This window comes from Marinobacter sp. RI1 (assembly GCF_041155085.1).
GTDB lineage: Bacteria > Pseudomonadota > Gammaproteobacteria > Pseudomonadales > Oleiphilaceae > Marinobacter > Marinobacter nauticus.
Map to the genome: position 1 here is coordinate 1,881,290 of NZ_AP031605.1, position 17,960 is coordinate 1,899,249.

The following is a 17,960-nucleotide window of genomic DNA, read 5'->3' on the forward strand; positions in this document are numbered from 1 at the left end:
ATGAAAATTCGATACTTTTCATTTCTGGCGTTTGCCGGACTTGCTGCTTGTGGCGGCGGCAGTGATAAGCAAACGTTGAATACGCCGGTTGATCCGCAAACAGGTGAACCCATAGACGGCCCTGCATCGCTTGTTTATTCGTACCCGGCAGACGGACAGCGAAACGTCAGTCCGGTGGCTGATCTGGTACTGAGGTTTAACGTCCCCGTCAGTTTGAATTCTGTTCAGGAGAGCGTTGAGATACTGGGATCCCAGGGGCCGATCGCTTTCAGTGCGCGCTCAGTTGATGGTGGCAGAAGCATCATCCTCGACCCGGAAACAGAGCTGGATCTGGGCTTTGAACACACGGTCACGTTTCGTGAACCGGTCGAAGCAAGGGATGGTCGGTTGATCCCTGACCCGCAGAGCACCCTGAACAGCGAGCCGGGTATTCAATTTCATACTCGGGGAGGTTTAACCGGCATTGCCAAGCTGGATTCCACGGGAAACGGTTTCACTATTGCCTCGATGATTCCTGCTCCGGGATCTCCTTTTGAACCTACCGACTTGTCCGCGTTCCGGCTGGAACTCACCGAACCGGTGCATCCGGATTGGCGAGCCCTTGGAGGTCGGATACAGCTACTGGATGCCAATAGCAATGTCATTGCGTCAGATGTGCTGGTTAAGGATCGCCGAATAACGGTCGACCCCTGTGTGACCGGGCAACTTGATCAGTGCGGTTCGCCAGACGACAAGCTCATGGCGGGTGGTCGGTATACATTGTCTGTAACCAATCTTCCCTCGATCACAGGAAAAGAACTGTCCACCAACCGAACATTCGTCGCCCGGGCAACGGAACCGACGGCTGTCCAGTTCCAGAACGCGACCGATCCCGCTCAAGGTGGCGAACTGTTGAGTTCCAAACTGAATGGGCAGGTTATCAATGGCGTGATTCTGAACTCAGTGTTGCAGGGGACAACCGATCGCTCGACCTCGCTGGGTGGCCTGTTTACGGAATTGGCGTTTGCGCCGAGTTTTGAAGAAGACGAAGCGTTACCTCTACGAATCCCTCGTGGCAGTAAGCTCGTGGGTAGCTCACTTCCGGTGAGAGTCAATGGCACTGTGCCGGTGATTGACGAGAAAACCGGCGTGCTCCAGAAAACTGGCGATATCAATGTCGTTATGGCATCGGACGCGACGGGGTTTCTGTTGCCCAATCCTTACACCTCAAATCGAAATGCGCCGAGACACGTTCGACTTTTCATGGATGTTGCCATGAATACCGAGGCGGCACAGCCCAATGCCTCGTTGTCGCAGGATCTGCTTCACGTCGAGCTGGTGGGAATTGCGCTTGTGGAGGACGGTATCCTGGTCATTGATGCCATTGGCATTGTAGAGCCTGATTTGCTCGGCCAGGAAATCACCGATTCAACAATTGCGTTTCAGATTCAGGCCGATACTTCGGTCGATGCTCAAATGCAGGCACGTGAAGAGCGCTCAGTTGATGTAACCGGCCCAGAGCTGATCAGTTGGATGCCTGGTGATGACAGCGCGTTCCCCGGAAATCGGGACCAGATGCACCGGCCGGGAGATCCGATCATTCTGAATTTTGATGAACCGATTTTGAGATCATCGGTGGCCGATGGTGTCAGGCTTATCGACAACGCTGGAGCCAGTATCGAGAGTACCAAAATGGTTGACGGAACGACCGTAACCATCAATCCAAAGGGTGGACTGCGCCATGGCGTATCCTATAGCGTGCAGCTTAACTCGGATCTTACTGATCTTGCGGGCAATGGCAGCCCCTCGTTGAGTCTCGGGTTTGAGCTTCCAGAACTCGGCGATCCAGAAACGGTTCCTGTTGCATCACCGCTTCCGCTAACGACATACCCCGGCTATCCCTGTGTAACCACAGGTGTAAATCTAGCGGATGGCAGTCACGGAAAATGCGTGGATGCAGCGCCAGATGGTCCTCGTGGCGACGAGTTGCCAATCACTCCGATGCCCTCCGACAGACCTATTGTAGTGGTATTTTCCCAGTCCATGGATGCCGACAGCATCCAGTTAGGCAGCAGCTTTCTGGTTCAGAAACTGGATGATCAGGGCGAAGTAGTTGAAAACGTGCCTGGTCGGCTGGAGTTCAGCAACCAGAGGATTCGCTTCTTCCCGGATATGCCCTGGCAGCACGGCGTTCACTACCGGTATACGCTTGCCAGCTCTACAAACGGCAATTGTGATTTGGAGAGTATCATCTGTTCAGAACTCGGCTTGCCACTCCAAACGGATCTTCTGGTAGACCCTGAAGACCTTGGGGGGCCGGATCTGGAAATCGTTTTCCGTGGCGATGAAAGTACAACGGCTGTCTATACACCGCTTCGCAATCTGCCGGTGCGTGATACCAATTCCAACTTCATCGTGGACTGCGACAGCCTGGCCGGCCGCGATTGCCTGGAACCATTCAACCATGAGCCCGTGGCTCCGGGGAGTTCGGAGTTCAAGCCCTCACCGAACGCCGCAAAGCTCCTGGTGAAAGGCGGAAACGCCAGCGCATTGGGCGTTCCGGTCGCAGCCAGTGTAGGGTGTGAGCCAGGCAGCGATTGCCAGGAGAACAAGTTCATCTATCAAACCTTCGCCTTGAACACCGATGTGGTTGGGCCGGTGCAGCCGCAACCGGAGGATGGAGAGGCTGTGGATGTCATTCTCTATCCCACTCAGCTGGCAGCCACCAGCGCCAGCGTTTTCCTGCAAGGGCTGGGAGAGCAAGCGACAGGTCCGCAAATCCTCAGAATGCGCTATCAGGAACCGTCTGAAGATAATCCGGTGGGCTTCCTGCGTGGTCAGATATTTGAGGATGAGAATGGGAAAACGCGCTTCAGAACAGTCGCTCCGTTGCTCCTTGATGCACCGAATCTGAGCCTCCCTGCCGCCCAGTTATTGACACACGACTTGTACAGCAAGCCCATAGAACTGGAGCTCGAAGGCCCCATCCGATTCTTCGATGATGGTCGTATGCAGGTGTCACTCATCTCCCAGAATGTGGTTGATCTGAGTGTCAATGTGAATGTAAGAATTCCTGTGCTCAGCGATTTGCCGCTTATCGGCGATTTGATCGATGCCATCAATGGCTTGGGTGCCGGCGCAGGCAACCTTATCGGAAGCCTGGCGTGTCTTGTCGACCCGGGTTGTGATGCGCCGCAGACAGCCGAGGGAGTGGTTAATATACCTCTTCAGATACCTGCCGAAGGCGTAAACCTGAACTTTATTTCTTTCCCGATCAAACAAATACCCACAGCTCACAATAGCGAGCTTTAATTCCTGGCTTTCTAATCCAATCTGTTGGCATCCCTCTGCCTCCGTCCAATCTGGACATGGGGTAGAGGGAATTTTCGCAAAAAGTTTGCTTTTCCACCATTTTCGTTATTGAATTAATTATCGAATAACACAATTCATACTATGTTTTCTGAGTCTCAATGAATGGGAATAGTCAGATGAAGATAAGCAAACATGGGCGGAGACCATGGCCCAGTGCTCTTGGCCAGTATTCGCTTAAACCCCTGTGCTTTTTACTGTTGTTTTTACTCTCCGGTTGTCAGGTGTACCAGCTTGATCGGGAGAGTTTGGGCAGCATCAGTGCGCCATCGAATGACAGTGCGAGAGTTCCTTTTAGTGTGGTTGGGGCTGAATCCCCATCGTGGTTAGTCCCGGAGTCCCCATCTCTGCCCGAGGTGTTCATTTCACGAACAACGATCAAGTCGGGGGTTACCGATTTTAACGGGTTGAGTTTTCTGGGATACATGTTGACCTTGTCGCTGATTCCATATCATGAACAGAATCGCTATGCCGACATCTACTCCATACAGTGGCAGGGAACAACGTTACTGGAAAGCCGCGTTGAATATGCTGTTGATGGATATTTGTCGCTGTATTTTCCAACCCCGATGTTGTTTTTGGGTTCGCTCAACGACGAGCAAAGTGAACAACAGTCAGCGCGTACGATAGCCGAGGGCTTACATCAAAAGAATGTGTTGGCCGAGGTAGAGAAGCAGCGCGCGACGTTTGAGTCTATCAATCCCAAAACAGTCGAAGAAATTGCTGAGTTTATGGCCGGACCGGGGAAAGACTCGATCTATCGCCCGTTGGTCATTCAACAACTGATCTCCATGGCTCCAGCGGATCAGGAACTGGAATACCACGCAGAAAACCTGAGTATTCCCGGGTACCTCACCTTGCTGCCAGAGAAGCACCAAGCCTGGCTTATTGGTCCCGAAGGCCTTAGGGGGCTGGATCTACACACGGCACTCAACCAGGGAGCCCAGGAAGACGAATTACTCATCCGTATTTTGAACGCTTATCCATCGCAGTCGGCCGATTTGCAACACGGCCATTATCGCCACCTGACTCAGTCTCATCGGAATATCCTCAAGGATGGCGGTTTGCCTTCGGGTCTCGTTGATCGGATGACTAATGACGAACCACCCCGCGCACTCCTCGTTGCCGCGAGAACGGGCAAATTACGTGATGCCGAGGGGAATATTCGTATTCCGACTGAGGCAGAGCTCATAGAGCAGCTGGTTCGGCCGGACAATCAGGGTAAATACCTCAGTCCTTACACGAGTGATGATGTGCTCGCTGAGTGGGTCAATTCCGCGATAAACGCCAATATCGGTTCCACCGTTGGCACCGGTTTGGGTGCGGCGGCGGGAGCCTATGTCGGTGAGAAAGCACTTGAGCAAGTACCGTTTATCGGTGGTTTTATTGGGGGAGCTGTTGGCGCCGAGATTGGAAAATCGACAGGACGTGAAGCCGCCATCAGCGCTTCCGGTGGCTGGGAAATGATACGGGCGTCATCAGACCGGAGCTTCGATGATATTGAATCGATGGTGCGTTATCTGACGGCTAAATACGGCCACACAGAAAACTTCACGGACGCGATCGCGGCCACCGGTCAGATTTATCCGGAGCTGACCAACGCCCTCGCTCAAGCTCAGTAACGATCACGGAGAAATTATTTATGTTATTCGATAGTTTAATGATTAAGAGTTGCGGTGTAGCGGCGGTCCTTCTCGCATTGTCGGGTTGTTCCGGGAAAATCGAGAATGTCGAAGGCAAACCCACTGTGTATGAGGATGTGACCAGCACTGGCAGTGTCGGGGGCGTTGGTATTGAAAGCCAGGATGTCGTGGCCATGACAGACAAGATGATGAGGGACATGCTTGCGAACCCGATCCTGACGGGACGCTCGACACCCGCCCGGATCATTGTTGATAGCGAATATCTGCGGAATGAGAGCTCATCGGTAATCAATACCAACCTCCTGACAGATCGACTTCGTATCGAGTTGAACCGAGCCGCCAATGGTCGGATGGTTTTCGTGGGGCGTCATTTTGCGGATATGGTGCAGAAAGAGAGAGATCTGAAACGAGATGGCGCAGTTGATGGTGGAACGATACGCCAAACCGCTGCCCAGGCTGGTGCTGACTTCCGGTTAGGTGGTCGCGTCTCCTCACTTGATGCAATTGACCGAGACACCGGCACTCGCTCCCGTTATAGCCAGGTCAGTTTTGAAATGGTCGACTTGGAGCTCGGCACGATCGTCTGGAGTGGTCTATATGAAATGAGGAAAGCTGCCCGTGACAACGTGGTCTATCGATAGAAACAGATGGCCGATTCTGTTCTTAGGTGCGTTGGCTTTGGGGATTTCAGGCTGCGCGAGCGTTCCGAAGGAATATGATCGCGATGTGCTTGGTCCAACAGAGCGACAATTTGTCGAGAGCAAGCCGGTCGTTTTGCAGGCCGGTTTCAGAAATCTTTTTGAGGAAGGGAGACGAAACAAAGTCCTCAACCTGATGGAGATCGGAATTACCGCGTATCGTGCTGGCTACCGCTATGAAGCAATGAAAACCCTGGAACAGGCGCGTATCGAAATCGAAAGCGTGTACTCGGACAACGAAGCAGCACGTCGGGCCCGAAGTATCTGGTATGAAGAAGCCGAAAAGGACTTTAAAGGCGAGCCATACGAGCGTGCCATGGTGTATTTCTATTTGGGCCTGCTCTATCTGGAGGTCGCCGATTATGGTAACGCGAGAGCAAGCTTTATGTCGGGGCTTCTGCAAGATGCCTTCGCCGAAGAGAAGCAGAACAGTTCTGATTTTGCAGCATTTCTCTATCTTGCCGGTTGGTGTGCCTTGCGGATGGGGGATGAAAAACTGGCGCAAGAGCATTTTAAGGAGTTTCGGCTTTACCGGCCAGATGCGCCTCTCCCGCAAAGTTCAGACAACACCCTGTTAATTGTTGAAACAGGGCTGTCGCCAAGAAAGCTGGGAGATGGGGTGGGGCACTACCAATTGGTTTACCGCCGAGGAAAGGGATTTGACGATGTCGCGGCTCAATTCTTTAAGGCCGGGCAATGGCAAACAGTTTATCCCGTCGAAGATCTGTTCTTCCAGGCTTCAACCAGAGGAGGGCGAGCAATTGACAGGATTGTTGATGGCCAGATCCAGTTCAAGGAAAACACTCGCGCCGTCGGCACGAACCTCAGCGTTGTTACGCAGGACGCGACCCTTGCAGGTGTTAGCGCTGCTGCTGGAGGTGGATTGGGCGTCGGTTTCGCGGCTCTCAGCCTGATCAGTGTCGCGGCCGATGGAATGTCTGCGACTGCGAACGTGCGAGCCGACGTCAGGTACTGGCGCGGCCTGCCGGATACGATTCACATAAGCCCGATTGAGGCGACTGCAGGTGATGCGATCCCGGTACGCTTTCTCGATAAGCAGGGCAGCCTGGTGCCTGGTTTGACCGATACGGCCACTGTTACTGCTGACGAAAATGGCGCTGGAGTGGCATTTGCCACCTCCCGTCGTCCCAATACAGGAGTTCGACCATGAAAGGCACCTCCAGATCATTCTTCGCTCTTGCGATTAGCATGACCCTTCTGTCTGGTTGTTCGACGCATAAAGCGTCTGACAGTACCGATCTTTCCGGTCGTACAGAACCGGTCTCGATGAATTCCGTTGTCTTTACCGACTATGACCTGAACCGGCGTTGGTCGCGAGGCTTTGGCTATCTCGAGGATGGTGAAAGATATCGGCTGTCACTGGTTCAGCATGGGCAGAGACCGACCTCTGCAGGTACAACAGAAGTTTATGTTGTGCTGCGAAACCATACGGACTTTGACTATCAGGTTGAAGCAAGAACACAGTTTTTTGATCGCGATGGCGTTCCCGCAGATGTCAGGCCAATCTGGCAAAGATTGACGGTGCCAGCCAATAGTCTGGAAACCTATCGGGAACTTTCTACATCGACACAACCCCTTCAGTACAGGGTTGAGATAAGGGAGCTGGGCCGATGAGGAAGCTTTTCTTTGCAGCCTGGATTCCAATGATGACACCTCATGCGAGTTTTTCGGCTGAGGCTCTGCATCAAACTGCGCCCATGCTGGCGCCGGCTCAGCAGCCAGTCACTATCGAGGCCCGTGACAAGCAGGGTTCGGAGCCGCAGAGAGTGACTGATGCGCAGACCATTCTGAGGCGGTTCGATCGGGTTTATGGGGATAAAAAACCGAAAATGGCGGTGTTCTGGAATCGTGTCTTTGACGACCAGGTTAGTGACTGGCAAAGCGCTCAGAGGGGAGTCGCTTCAGAACGCGGCGCACTGACCTCGGCGGGGCGAGAGCTGGAATGGAATAATCAGAGCGCTGTGCAAGCTGAATTCAGGGTGCGCTCTGCGAGAGATGACCCAAAGCCCGCATTTGAGCTGCAATCAGGATTGGTTGAGCAATTGAATGCTGCGGGTGTGAAGGTATTGGATCGAGCATCGATCATGCGGATAACGGACAATCGGTTGGAAACCGGTGAGTTTTCGAGGTTGTCCCCGGATCAGCGCAGGCTGGAAATGAGATCGCTTGGTGAGTTTGCTGATTTGTTGCTCGTGTTTCGAGAACTGTCTGAAGAGCGTTATCTGGTGGAAATTCTGGACGTGCATACTGGCGAAATTGTGGTGATGCTGAGCTCTAACGGTGTCCCAATGGGCACGGATGCCAGCTATCAATGGCTCGCAACAAAGCAGGGCTTTAAAAAAGCCGCAAAGACTATTCCTCTGGCGGAGACTGGTCGAGAACTTGCGTTGCAACTACTGGAAAAGATGGTGGATTCTGATGCGTGATGGTGTTCTGAACTGAATGTTGATGCAATAAAAAAAACCGCCGGCTGGCGGTTTTTTTATTGCATCGAACTTGATACGGCGCAAGAGCTTTTCATTGCGCCGTATTCAGTTCATGATCAGCTCGGCAATGCTCCAAACAATCCCCCGAGCAGACCGTCCAGTACAGGGCCGAGTACAGGAATATTGCCCAGTGCAGAGGGGTCCAGAATGTCACCCAACGGGCTGTCTCCGGCCCCGGACTCGAGCAAGCCTAACAGGTCACCAACCAGCGGTAGATCCTGAAGCGGGCTGTCCTGTCCAAGCGCCAGGAGCTGATCAATCAAGCCTCCGATCACGGGAATGTCACCTTCTGTGAGGGTTTCCGGGTTCAACAATGACAGAAGCTCACCGATAACGGGGATATCTTCCGGAGCAAAGTCGCCGCCCATCTCAAAGAGGCTCGCCAAGGACCCGATGATTGGAAGATTGGCCGGGTCGAAGCCGCCTTCAAAGAAGTTGCCGGCGTCCAGCAATGTCAGCAAATCACCAATCAAAGGCAGGTCTCCCGGAGCCGGCGTTTCACCACCACCGAAGTCGATGGGAGAAAGCTCCAGCAGCGTGTCGAAAAGGGCGCCACCAAGATTAAGAATGCCATTGGGCCCGATAAACTCCTCTGTACCGGAGAGTAAGCCGATTGAAACAAGATCTCCGGCCGCGACGCCCAGCAACTCACCTTCGAGTAGACCGACATCAACCAGAGGTTTGCCGTCCTGTTGATCAACCAGAGTCCCCAGAACCGGCAGCTGGCCAACCGTGTCCAGAACTGTGACAAGAGCGTCCTCAAGTGGCGTTGGCAGTGGCAGGCCGTCATCGTCAACCAGCTTCAGCGAAATGCCCAAGCCATCTTGCTCAAACAGGCCGGCAAGTTCCGGTGGCAAGGCAGACAGGTCACCAGAAGCAAGACCTTCGAACAGGCCAAGCAACAGATCCGGAACCTGCGAGGGGTCTCCACCGGTAAAGGCGTCGGCCAGAGAGGCCAGTTCAGTCACATCAAGGCCAAGATCCAGCGCCAAGGTACAGTCAACGCTCGGCCGACCATCCTGAAGCTCGGTATAGGACTTCGGATCACAAACGGCGATAGCCGCTGAGGTGAATTCCACGAAATCAACACCGTTAACTGGTGTAAAGTCTGGTGCTGTAAAGTTTGGGGCACCCCCGTTTGCCAGGTCTTGTAGCCCGTCTACCAAAGGAATCTGAAGAATCAGAGCGTTGTCGAGATTGCTAAGTCCATCCTCGGAATCCCCAAAAGCAAGCGGATCAAGCAGGGTGCCGCCCAGAAGATTAAGTCCATCGCCCAGAAGCGGGATCTGGCTGACAACGCCATCATTCAATGCCAGTACCAGACCACCTGTTCGGAAGGTGAACTCCCCCTCGGCCGTGAGAGTATTGCCTGCAAGGTCGGTAACGCTGGTGCCAACATTAAACTTATAGAAAGTTTGTCCGCTCAGGTTTGAATCCGGCGTGAACTCAATGGAGTTTCCGACCGGATTAAGGGCGCCAGAGACTGTGCCGACTTCGTTGCCTTGAGAGTCAAGCTGAGTCACGACGAAATTCGTCTCGTTCACCGAGAGCGGGTCGATGGGTTCATCGAACTCTACGAACAGTCTTGTGTCGCGAGGCGCCAATGATTCACCGGTTTCAGGACTTGAGGCCGTTATAGTAGGTCCATTAGTATCCTGTTCGCCGCCAGCCCCAGTTGAAAAGCTGGAAGTTTGAGCAGAGGTGAGTGCCTTGCGGTTCTCTCCGTCGCAGTCAGCGCGAAGCCCATCTTCTGCGCGAATGGTAAATGTAGAGTCTGCAGCCAGATCACCGAGTGGGTTCAGTACAATGGAGCGGCCCACAACCCTTGGGCTGCCTTCTTCCAATGCAATCGGGTTGGTGCCGTCGATCAATAGACGGACATTACCGTCGACGCTATCAGCATCAATATTTGCGTTAAAAGTGATACGAATGTTGCTGTTTACGGCGACGTCTGTAGCGCCATCGGCAGGTACGAACTCGGTTACAGCGAAGCTGGTGGTAGAAGACGAACAAAAACCTTGCTGTTCGGTCTCATCCCTCGGTTGGGTGCCCGGGTCTTCCGGAATATCCAGGCGGGGATCACTAGGGCCACCGCCGCCACCGCCGCCGCAGCCGGTAAGGGCAAACGTTGAGGCTACGCCCAACGCGAGAACTGAGTGCTTGAATGAAATCATGATAGTTCCCTCGCAATAATTATTTTTTCAGTATTTCTGAGTACTTGCCAGAAACGATGGCTTCTACTCGCCTGTTTTTGGCACGTCCCTCGGCAGACTCGTTTGAGGCGATCGGCTGAGACTCTCCCATACCGGAGGTCGTAATCCGGCTTTGATCAATGCCAAACTCATTGATCAACACCTTCATGACTGCATCCGCGCGGCTCTTGGACAATTTCTGGTTATAGCTGGAGCTGCCTGTGCTGTCGGTATGACCCTCGAGCAAAATGGTGGAAGTGGGATACTGTTTCATTACTTTCGCCAGTTCGCCGATTTCCGGGAAGAACTGCCGGCGAACCAAGGTTTTGTCGAGTTCAAACTCGACATATAGCGTTTCACGAATTTCTTTGGTCAGCTCTTTCGGACACCCATCAGAATCAACCAGGGCACCTTGTGGTGTATCCGGGCATTTGTCCAGATCATCGATTACACCATCTCCGTCGGTATCTTTCGGCGGTGCTACAACGGCCGGGCGAGAGGTTGTAACGGCAGCTGGTCGGGGGGCTTTGGGATATTCCCGGTTAAAGAGATAATGCACACCCGCGAAATACTGGCCGTCCACATATCCATCTTCAAGTTCAGTCCGAGCTCTTATACCAGCCTCAAACAGGAAGCGTGGGGCGAGCATCCTTTGGAATCCGCCTTCCAGGTAGATGGCGTCTTCGGTTTTGTCGCCACCATTGTCAACTTCAATATCGGTGTAGCTGTAACCCAGGCCACCGAAGGGGCGCCAATCAGCCAATCGGAATTTTGCCGGATGTATGCGGCCTCCTGCAGAAAAACGCATCAACTCAGTATCGAGGTTGGTTGTCCGGGTTTCGGGCTCTGCATAACTGCCCTGAAGCAGGGCACTCCAGTTCGGATTGAACTGATGAGTCAGGTTCAGCCCTCCTTCAAAATAGTTGTCCAGATTGTCCTTGGCAGTAGATTTATCGTCGGAGTTACCGGAGTCCACATAACTCCCTTCGAGGCCAATGGAGGTGTAGCTGAGAGGGAAGTTCTCGGAACTGTTAGCGACACCTGGAACGCAAAGGGCGGTACACAGGGCTGCCAGATAGGATTTACGCATGGTTTCTCTCCTTTGAGCGATACGCAGAAAATAGTATAAGTTGTATTGTGCGATAAATGAATAGTGTTTAACAATGTTTTGCGATCAAAATTCGATCAGCTGCGATACGGCTATAGTGTAGACCCAAACGTTCGGTAGCGGATTAAGAGGGGAGCTGGATTATGAGCTGAGTCTGGGGAGGGATCACACTGATTTCATCATAAAGGATGGCATTCAGATTAAACACCGTTACAAACTTGGCCAGGCCAAACCGTGTGTGAGCATCGAAGGCGATTGCGTTGAGATGTCGGTAAGGTTCAATCTCGATCAGGCGATCAAGCAGATCCATGCGGTAAGAAGGTTTTCTGGGAAAGTCCTCTCGTGGTTGGAATTCCTCGTCCAGCCAGTGATTCCAGTGACGGTTAACATCATTGAGAACTTCTTTGTTGGCCCGCAGCGGCAGATTCAGGAATCGACAAGTATCGAACGTGTCCAGCTTTTGTTTGTTGCTGTCCCACTCTCCGATATCAACTTTGACGTCAGCAAAACAAACGCCGCGACCGGTGGAGGCGCTTTCTCTGACAGCCGCCCCGATCAGGCTGCCTGGGCCTTTGTTGCCGTAAAGAAAGGTCACGCCTTGCTTCGGAAGCTGTAAGTCCGGGTGCTGGAAATAGTCCGGATGATCGAGCGTGTAGGTGCGTGGCTGCTGGTCACCGTCGAAAAAAAAGAATGTTTTGGTTCCAATTGCAGACACGGTTGCCGCCACCTTGGTTCAGTATTGAAACGTCAGAAAGAATGGTGCTATTCGCAAATTCCTAATATAAGATCGCATGGTAGCATTGAAAAATAAAACATAGAACATGAGCTTGGGATATTGTGACCCAATGCCATGAAAAAAGCTTCAGGCATAGAAACAGAGACGTATCGCATGTCCAAAAATGAGTTGACTCACCCGTCAGAGCCCATCAGTGGCCGCACGTTAATGAACCTGAAGGCAGTTCTTGAGAGCTATCTCGGAGGAGGTGAGGTCAAGGATCTGGATCTTGCGCTCTTGATGAATGTACCACTTAATCGCCTTAGCCAGCTAAAAAGGGCTAAATCGTCAGTGTTTACTGTTGGTCGCTCCATAAATCTAGAGGCTGAGCCCGATGGAGAGGTTGAGAAAGAGGACGATACTGAATTGCCAGGTATACGGCCGAGTCAGGCAATTCTCGTCCGTCTGTTATTGAAATCGCCGGACCTGGTACCTATCCCTCTCAGACCTTCGAGTAACGAGGTGTTCGAGTTGCTTCAGCCCGTTATCGCTTCAGTGCATGGCCGTCTCGGGGTTAAGGCGACTGGTAAGTCGAGCTTTGCACCACTTTTCGGACGATCGTATATCTCGTCATACAAAATGCTCGGAGAGGATGGTGCTGGCGTGCAGAATGCTGGTCTCCCGGTTGCGCGCCTTCAGCTATTGGTTGTGGGGAAGTATGCACAGGTTTTTCGGAAGTGGCTGGGGGTCTATGCTGCCAGGGAGCAGTCTGCGCCTGAAGAGTTGCCCAGAACTCTCGCGCAAAAATCCGGGTGGGGGTTGTTAAGAGAACAGGATTCATTGACTGACTGGATGGGAGATGAAGTATACACCGATTTTCAGACGCAGATCTCAAGGGAGTTCGGTGAGTGGTTTGAAGAGCATTACCTGGGCGTTCTTCGTGATGAGGCTCGTTCTCGGGATCTGGATCCATTAGAGGCCATTGCCAGGGGCAAATGGACAAAGAATGATGAAGTCAGTGAGGAGCAGCTCCTGAAGTACAATCGCTTTTGCCGTCCCATTCTTGGTCGAAGTGATAGTCAGTTTGCTTTGTTCAGAGAAAGCTTCGGTCTCACGAGTGCAGAGGCGTACTGGGTGCTGGGGCTTCAAGTAAAAGCGTTTTACCGTTTCCGTCAACGTCCCAATCGCCGCGTCGACGCGCCAACTGCCGTCTTGCTTCGTTATCTGTTCCGATACCCTGAAGATATAAGTTTGTTTATGCCAGAGCCTCTTCCTGGTCATGAGATCTTTGAAGCTGTTAGTCGGGAAGATCCGGATTTCAAGTTAAGCCAATTGGCGCCTCTTTTTGGTGCATCGAGAGTTATGAGTTATGAATTTGCGAATTCGGATACAGACTGTCCGTTTTTTGCGCGCAGGTTAGCAATGATTTTCAGGTCCGCCTCCGCCGGTGGGTTGCCCATATTCAAGCTATTGAAAGATAGCGTAGAAGAGGAGGTTGTTGCACGGGGGTTGAGTCTGGAGCAGTTCTGGCGTGATGGTCGATGGCACAAATAGACATAGGTCGTCTTCATAACTTTACAAAGTTTTGCAAAAGTGACGCTGTATTACAGTCTTTTAAGCGCTAACGTTAGGATACAGGAAGTGTTAGTCTTATCGTACAATACAAATTTTTCTTTGTATTGGTTGTAAATATAATTAGGTTGCGATCACTTCCCAAAAGAGAGGTCTGTCATGAAAAAGAAATGTTTAGCTCCCGCACGTTTTAAAGATGTTTCCCCTGGTCGTCAGAAAGGTGCGTCATCGCTTGAATACTTGATGCTTGGTGCAGTAGTTATCGCCATACTTATTGCAGTTATTGCGCTGGATGACGGAATTGCAACGACGATTCAAACAACGCTTGAAGGTTTGTTTACAGACGTGCAAGAAGCTGCGTCTGGAGAATGATTCTGATTAGCTTTCGATAAGGCCGGAAACGGCTGCTCCAGGGGTCAGAAAGCGGGAGGTTGTTATGCGCAGAAAGTTTTCTAGGGGGGTCGTCTCTCTGGAGTTCGTGCTCATATTCCCGATTCTGGTTGGCTTGATATATGGTGCGGCAGGGTATGGCGTATTGTTTTTCAATAAGGCTCAAATGCAAGTGGCGGTAGACAGAGCAGCTGCGGCGGTATTTAGTCTGGACAGGCGGGCATCGGCGGACTTTAATCAAGATGCTTCAGAGTACAGTAATCAGGTTTTGGAGGTTCTGGCTCAAAGGTTGCCCAGTGCAACGGGTGAAAGAATTGTCCAGAGAGATTGTGTGGTTGCATCCGAAGGTGGCGTTGAATTGCTTGAGTGTACCCTGATGGCCGCTGCCGGAGAGTCTCCGTTTTTACCTCAAGTTAACGTGTTTGGTCTGGGTCGTTTTCCGCCACTGCCAGATGCGTTGACTGCTCGTTCTGTTGTCGCCTTTTAAGCAGGGTAGAAAATCCCCGACTCGACATGGCAAAGGAAGCGATTGATGAAGTCACGGTTTGTGTATGCGCTCCCCTCAGTTTTGCTGGCGTCAGCAGCTGTAGGACTCGGTCTATACGGTTTGCTGGTAACGCCGCAGTCATCAGTTGAGCCGAGTACGCAAGTCCCGTCAGCTGATGCGCCGGCCCAGGAGCAAAGACCTTCGCACACCTATTCGCTTGTTACCGAGAAAGTCGAAGCCGGGGGCATCATAGGCCCTCAGCAGCTCCTGTCTTTCGAAGTGGCGACGGAAATTCCCGAAGCGATTCCGGCAGATGCGGTTCCTGTCGATGTACCGGTCCGGCGCGACGTCAGAAGTGGTGAACTATTGACAACAAGTGTCTATGAGTCTGCAACCCGGATTCAGCCGTTGTTGGATGAAGGCGCGCGCGCCATGGCCCTGGATCTCACCCCACTGAGCAGTGTGGGTGGCTTGGTTCGTCCTGGCGACTATGTGGATATCTTTGGCAGCTTCCGCGGCGACGGTGAGGACGAGCCAGTTTCGGTGGAACTTCTCAGGCGCGTAAAAGTGCTTGCCGTTCAGGGGGCAACGTCCTCCAGTGAGGATCCAGAAGGCGACAGTCAGCGTCGTAACCAGACATTCGTGTTATCTGTCCCCAGAGAGCAAGTGCCCAAGCTGGCACTGGCGTCTACGGAAGCCAGGCTTAGTTTTGTCGGCACTAACGCAAGCGAGGCTGAGTCTGATGAGCCGCTGACCGCGCTCCTATCCGAGATACGCCCGGCATCATCAGCGCCTGAATCAGAGCTGGCGGTGGATGCATCCGCAGATGAGTCGCGACCGAGTGGAGCGAGTAAGGAACCAGAGGGGCGAAAGGTGCAGATTTTCGAAGGATCGGCTGAAAGGAGTGTTTATGTTCAGTGATGATAAGCCGAACCGTTCACCTGTTGTGCGACTCTACTTCGCTATTTTGGGAATGGGTTTTGCTGTGGTGGCACCTGCTACCTTAGCGGAAGCCAGATACGCTCTAGCTGAGGGCGAGCAGGAAGTCCTTAGCTTCGCTCAGCCCCTTGAAAAAATTTCTGTCTCAGATCCTCGCGTTGCTTCTGTGACCGCGTCCGGAGAAAGCGAGCTGATAGTAACTGGTGAGTCTCCTGGAATAACAACAGTGAGGGTTTGGCTTGAAGGCATTGATAGTCCGAAGGTAAATCGGTTCAAAGTCAGCGAATGGAGTAGTGCCAGGTCTGACGTGCCCATGCAGGTACAAACCGATATTCGGATTGTGGAAGTCAATCGTTCTGAACTGAACACCCTCGGTGTTTATTATTCCAAATTGTTTAACGGAGGGAATAATGGCGTGACGATTGCTCCTCCCGGTACCGGCTCACTGACAGCTTCTGGTTCAGCGCCAGCGGCCCCGGGCGCGCTTCAGGCGGAAGGATTCAATCTGTTCAGTTTCGGAGCCAGCTCCCTGAGCGTGATTAATGCCCTTGAGTCAGGTGGATTTGCCTACACCCTCGCAGAGCCTTCGTTGGTGAGTTTGAGTGGGCAAACCGCAACCTTTCTCTCCGGGGGGGAGTTCCCGATACCTATTTCCGCGAGCGATGGCGAAACTCAGATAGAATTCAAAGAGTTCGGGGTCAGTCTCGCGCTGACGCCAACGGTGATTGATCGTAATCAGATCATACTCAAGGTAGCTCCTGAAGTAAGCGAGCTCGATTTCTCGTCCGGTGTCTCTACGGCGGGTGTGTCTGTGCCAGGGCTCAGAATTCGCCGCACAGAGACCATGGTATCGATGGCGCCGGGGCAAAGCTTCATTATCAGCGGCCTTGTGAGTCGGAGTACGGCTAACAGCAGTGACAGGCTGCCTGGACTTGGGAATATTCCTATCCTCGGCGCCTTTTTCCGATCTGACAGAGTATCTTCGGAAGACAAAGAGCTGATCATGGTAGTCACCCCGAGGTTTGTGGAGGCCATGAATCGTCTACCGGCGGAAGTGCGTAATTTTGGCCGCCAATACCAAGAAAGCAGTACTGACTGGGTCGATATGGCGATCAATCCCGGGAAAGCGGGTCAACCGATCGAAAATGGCTTGAGCTGGTAAGGGCGCTCATATGAACGACGTGATTATTTGCGTGGCAGACGAAGTCGGTGTTCGGGTTTGGCTGGAGCGGGTCCTGGAAGCTGAGTGGAACCTGGAATTCGTTAGCTCCTCCGATTTGTCACGAATCAGTCGCCTTGTAAATGCGACGGGGGCCGGTGTAGTCATTGTGGCCATCGATGACGACGAAAGCCGGGCGCTCAAGGTATTTAACGCCGTTCAGAAGGCATGCCCCGAAGCGCATCTGATTGGCGTGTCACAACGCATTTCGCAGGATTTGTTGCTAAATATCATGAGAGCCGGCGCTCGTGACTGCTTGATTACCGGCATAGATTCGGATTCAGCGCGTGAACGCGTCAGAAAAGTGGCCGATGTCGCCCATTCCACCACTTCGGTAAGTCGGGGCAAGGGATCGCGAGGCAAACTGGTCTTGCTCACTTCGCCATCGCCTGTTGTTGATGCTCGTTTTTTTGCCCAGAACTTTGTCTGGGCTCTCAGCGAGAACGATTCATCCAAGTCGATACTGGCTTTGGACACCAATGCAGAATCGAATCGTACCTTTTATTTCGACAATCTCAATCGCCTGACCCTCAACGAAGTGGTATCGCGTGGCGACTCTGTTGACAAGGCTTTCATTGACACTGCGCTAGAGGAGTTCTCACCGGGGTTAAGGTTGCTGTCCGGGCGTTTGTCAAAAGAATCCCTTGAAGGCGATTTGGGGGCCGATTTATACATCGCGATTACACAGCTCGCTTCTTTGTTTGATTACGTGGTAGTTCGCATAGATTCTGCGTCAGTGGACGGATGGCTCAAGGCCATGGGCGCGGAGATTTCGGATATTGTCCTCGTCACCCAGCCCACGGTGGATCAGCTTCAGGCGAGTGACATACTGCTTAAAGGCTGTTCGGAGTGGGTGCCTGATCAATGCAGGCTTTTCGTGGCCATTGATGGCTACGAGAGGAAAAGCAGCCTGACCATGGCAGACGTCCAGAAGACACTAGGGCGTAGTGGCGATCTGATTTTGCCTATGGAATGGCGGTACCGGCTGGAGGCGATCAATGCTGGAATTCCAATGTCCCTGGTGCCCGCAAGAAACCAATACGAAAAGCACATGAAGATTTTCGTGCTGGAGCAGTTTTTAGATAGCAAGGGCGGCGCGGGCGGATTGAGTCTGATAAAACGTAAGCGGGCGTGAAGGCTGA

Annotated in this window: 15 protein-coding genes; 12 read left to right on the top strand and 3 right to left on the bottom strand. The window is 52.6% G+C overall.

Translation table 11 applies throughout. The features are described 5' to 3' along the window. The 6 genes from ACAM27_RS08470 (at position 1) to ACAM27_RS08495 (ending at position 8,136) form a co-directional block, all read left to right on the top strand. On the top strand, positions 1-3,291 hold the full coding sequence (locus tag ACAM27_RS08470) for an Ig-like domain-containing protein (RefSeq protein ID WP_369612839.1): 3,291 nt from the start codon (positions 1-3) through the stop codon (positions 3,289-3,291). Between the two features lie 176 nt (positions 3,292-3,467). Next, entirely contained in the window at positions 3,468-4,970 is a 1,503-nt protein-coding gene (locus ACAM27_RS08475; protein WP_369612840.1) for a carboxyl-terminal protease-like protein, read from the top strand. Positions 4,971-4,990: 20 nt separating this feature from the next. Continuing rightward, a complete protein-coding gene (locus tag ACAM27_RS08480; protein WP_222197068.1) occupies positions 4,991-5,632 on the top strand; it encodes a penicillin-binding protein activator LpoB in 642 nt (213 codons plus the stop codon). Next, positions 5,610-6,860: a hypothetical protein gene (locus ACAM27_RS08485; RefSeq protein ID WP_369612841.1), complete on the top strand. Its 1,251-nt coding sequence runs from the start codon at positions 5,610-5,612 to the stop codon at positions 6,858-6,860. Before ACAM27_RS08480 ends, ACAM27_RS08485 begins: the two co-directional genes overlap by 23 nt. Then, entirely contained in the window at positions 6,857-7,324 is a 468-nt protein-coding gene (locus tag ACAM27_RS08490) for a YcfL family protein (RefSeq protein WP_153741528.1), read from the top strand. The genes ACAM27_RS08485 and ACAM27_RS08490 overlap by 4 nt, the downstream gene beginning before the upstream one ends. Beyond that, a complete protein-coding gene (locus ACAM27_RS08495; protein WP_222534384.1) occupies positions 7,321-8,136 on the top strand; it encodes a hypothetical protein in 816 nt (271 codons plus the stop codon). Before ACAM27_RS08490 ends, ACAM27_RS08495 begins: the two co-directional genes overlap by 4 nt. A gap of 116 nt (positions 8,137-8,252) precedes the next feature. Here ACAM27_RS08495 and ACAM27_RS08500 read toward each other — a convergent pair whose 3' ends face one another. From ACAM27_RS08500 to ACAM27_RS08510, 3 genes are all read right to left on the bottom strand, one after another. After that, positions 8,253-10,370, bottom strand: coding sequence for an Ig-like domain-containing protein (locus ACAM27_RS08500; RefSeq protein WP_153741526.1), 2,118 nt, complete (start codon positions 10,368-10,370; stop codon positions 8,253-8,255). Positions 10,371-10,389: 19 nt separating this feature from the next. Beyond that, positions 10,390-11,478, bottom strand: a complete 1,089-nt coding sequence (locus ACAM27_RS08505; protein WP_153741525.1) for an OmpA family protein — start codon at positions 11,476-11,478, stop codon at positions 10,390-10,392. A 142-nt stretch (positions 11,479-11,620) separates the two neighbouring features. Continuing rightward, the gene (locus ACAM27_RS08510) at positions 11,621-12,211 is read right to left on the bottom strand and encodes a hypothetical protein (RefSeq protein ID WP_153741524.1); all 591 of its coding nucleotides are present in this window, start codon (positions 12,209-12,211) and stop codon (positions 11,621-11,623) included. Between the two features lie 135 nt (positions 12,212-12,346). Here ACAM27_RS08510 and ACAM27_RS08515 point away from each other — a divergent pair, with 135 nt between their 5' ends. From ACAM27_RS08515 to ACAM27_RS08540, 6 genes are all read left to right on the top strand, one after another. After that, the gene (locus ACAM27_RS08515; RefSeq protein WP_236040838.1) at positions 12,347-13,765 is read left to right on the top strand and encodes a hypothetical protein; all 1,419 of its coding nucleotides are present in this window, start codon (positions 12,347-12,349) and stop codon (positions 13,763-13,765) included. 177 nt (positions 13,766-13,942) lie between these two features. Continuing rightward, positions 13,943-14,155 carry a hypothetical protein gene (locus ACAM27_RS08520; RefSeq protein ID WP_153741522.1) on the top strand — a complete coding sequence of 71 codons (213 nt, stop codon included), beginning with the start codon at positions 13,943-13,945 and terminating at the stop codon, positions 14,153-14,155. A 64-nt stretch (positions 14,156-14,219) separates the two neighbouring features. Beyond that, positions 14,220-14,660: a TadE/TadG family type IV pilus assembly protein gene (locus ACAM27_RS08525; protein WP_153741521.1), complete on the top strand. Its 441-nt coding sequence runs from the start codon at positions 14,220-14,222 to the stop codon at positions 14,658-14,660. Between the two features lie 45 nt (positions 14,661-14,705). Next, positions 14,706-15,581: a Flp pilus assembly protein CpaB gene (gene cpaB, locus ACAM27_RS08530; RefSeq protein WP_222449003.1), complete on the top strand. Its 876-nt coding sequence runs from the start codon at positions 14,706-14,708 to the stop codon at positions 15,579-15,581. Next, entirely contained in the window at positions 15,571-16,761 is a 1,191-nt protein-coding gene (locus ACAM27_RS08535) for a type II and III secretion system protein family protein (RefSeq protein ID WP_369612842.1), read from the top strand. Before cpaB ends, ACAM27_RS08535 begins: the two co-directional genes overlap by 11 nt. A 10-nt stretch (positions 16,762-16,771) precedes the next feature. Further along, positions 16,772-17,953, top strand: a complete 1,182-nt coding sequence (locus ACAM27_RS08540; RefSeq protein WP_369612843.1) for a CpaE family protein — start codon at positions 16,772-16,774, stop codon at positions 17,951-17,953. Positions 17,954-17,960: the final 7 nt, after the last annotated feature.

What these genes read in the sequence shown, in the direction of transcription:
- ACAM27_RS08490 (WP_153741528.1), top strand. Translation starts at nt 6,857, where the DNA reads ATGAAAGGCACCTCCAGATCATTCTTCGCTCTTGCGATTAGCATGACC.
- ACAM27_RS08500 (WP_153741526.1), bottom strand. Translation starts at nt 10,370, where the DNA reads ATGATTTCATTCAAGCACTCAGTTCTCGCGTTGGGCGTAGCCTCAACG.
- ACAM27_RS08540 (WP_369612843.1), top strand. Translation starts at nt 16,772, where the DNA reads ATGAACGACGTGATTATTTGCGTGGCAGACGAAGTCGGTGTTCGGGTT.
- ACAM27_RS08480 (WP_222197068.1), top strand. Translation starts at nt 4,991, where the DNA reads ATGTTATTCGATAGTTTAATGATTAAGAGTTGCGGTGTAGCGGCGGTC.
- ACAM27_RS08515 (WP_236040838.1), top strand. Translation starts at nt 12,347, where the DNA reads ATGAAAAAAGCTTCAGGCATAGAAACAGAGACGTATCGCATGTCCAAA.
- ACAM27_RS08470 (WP_369612839.1), top strand. Translation starts at nt 1, where the DNA reads ATGAAAATTCGATACTTTTCATTTCTGGCGTTTGCCGGACTTGCTGCT.
- ACAM27_RS08525 (WP_153741521.1), top strand. Translation starts at nt 14,220, where the DNA reads ATGCGCAGAAAGTTTTCTAGGGGGGTCGTCTCTCTGGAGTTCGTGCTC.
- ACAM27_RS08495 (WP_222534384.1), top strand. Translation starts at nt 7,321, where the DNA reads ATGAGGAAGCTTTTCTTTGCAGCCTGGATTCCAATGATGACACCTCAT.
- cpaB (WP_222449003.1), top strand. Translation starts at nt 14,706, where the DNA reads ATGAAGTCACGGTTTGTGTATGCGCTCCCCTCAGTTTTGCTGGCGTCA.
- ACAM27_RS08475 (WP_369612840.1), top strand. Translation starts at nt 3,468, where the DNA reads ATGAAGATAAGCAAACATGGGCGGAGACCATGGCCCAGTGCTCTTGGC.
- ACAM27_RS08535 (WP_369612842.1), top strand. Translation starts at nt 15,571, where the DNA reads ATGTTCAGTGATGATAAGCCGAACCGTTCACCTGTTGTGCGACTCTAC.
- ACAM27_RS08505 (WP_153741525.1), bottom strand. Translation starts at nt 11,478, where the DNA reads ATGCGTAAATCCTATCTGGCAGCCCTGTGTACCGCCCTTTGCGTTCCA.
- ACAM27_RS08520 (WP_153741522.1), top strand. Translation starts at nt 13,943, where the DNA reads ATGAAAAAGAAATGTTTAGCTCCCGCACGTTTTAAAGATGTTTCCCCT.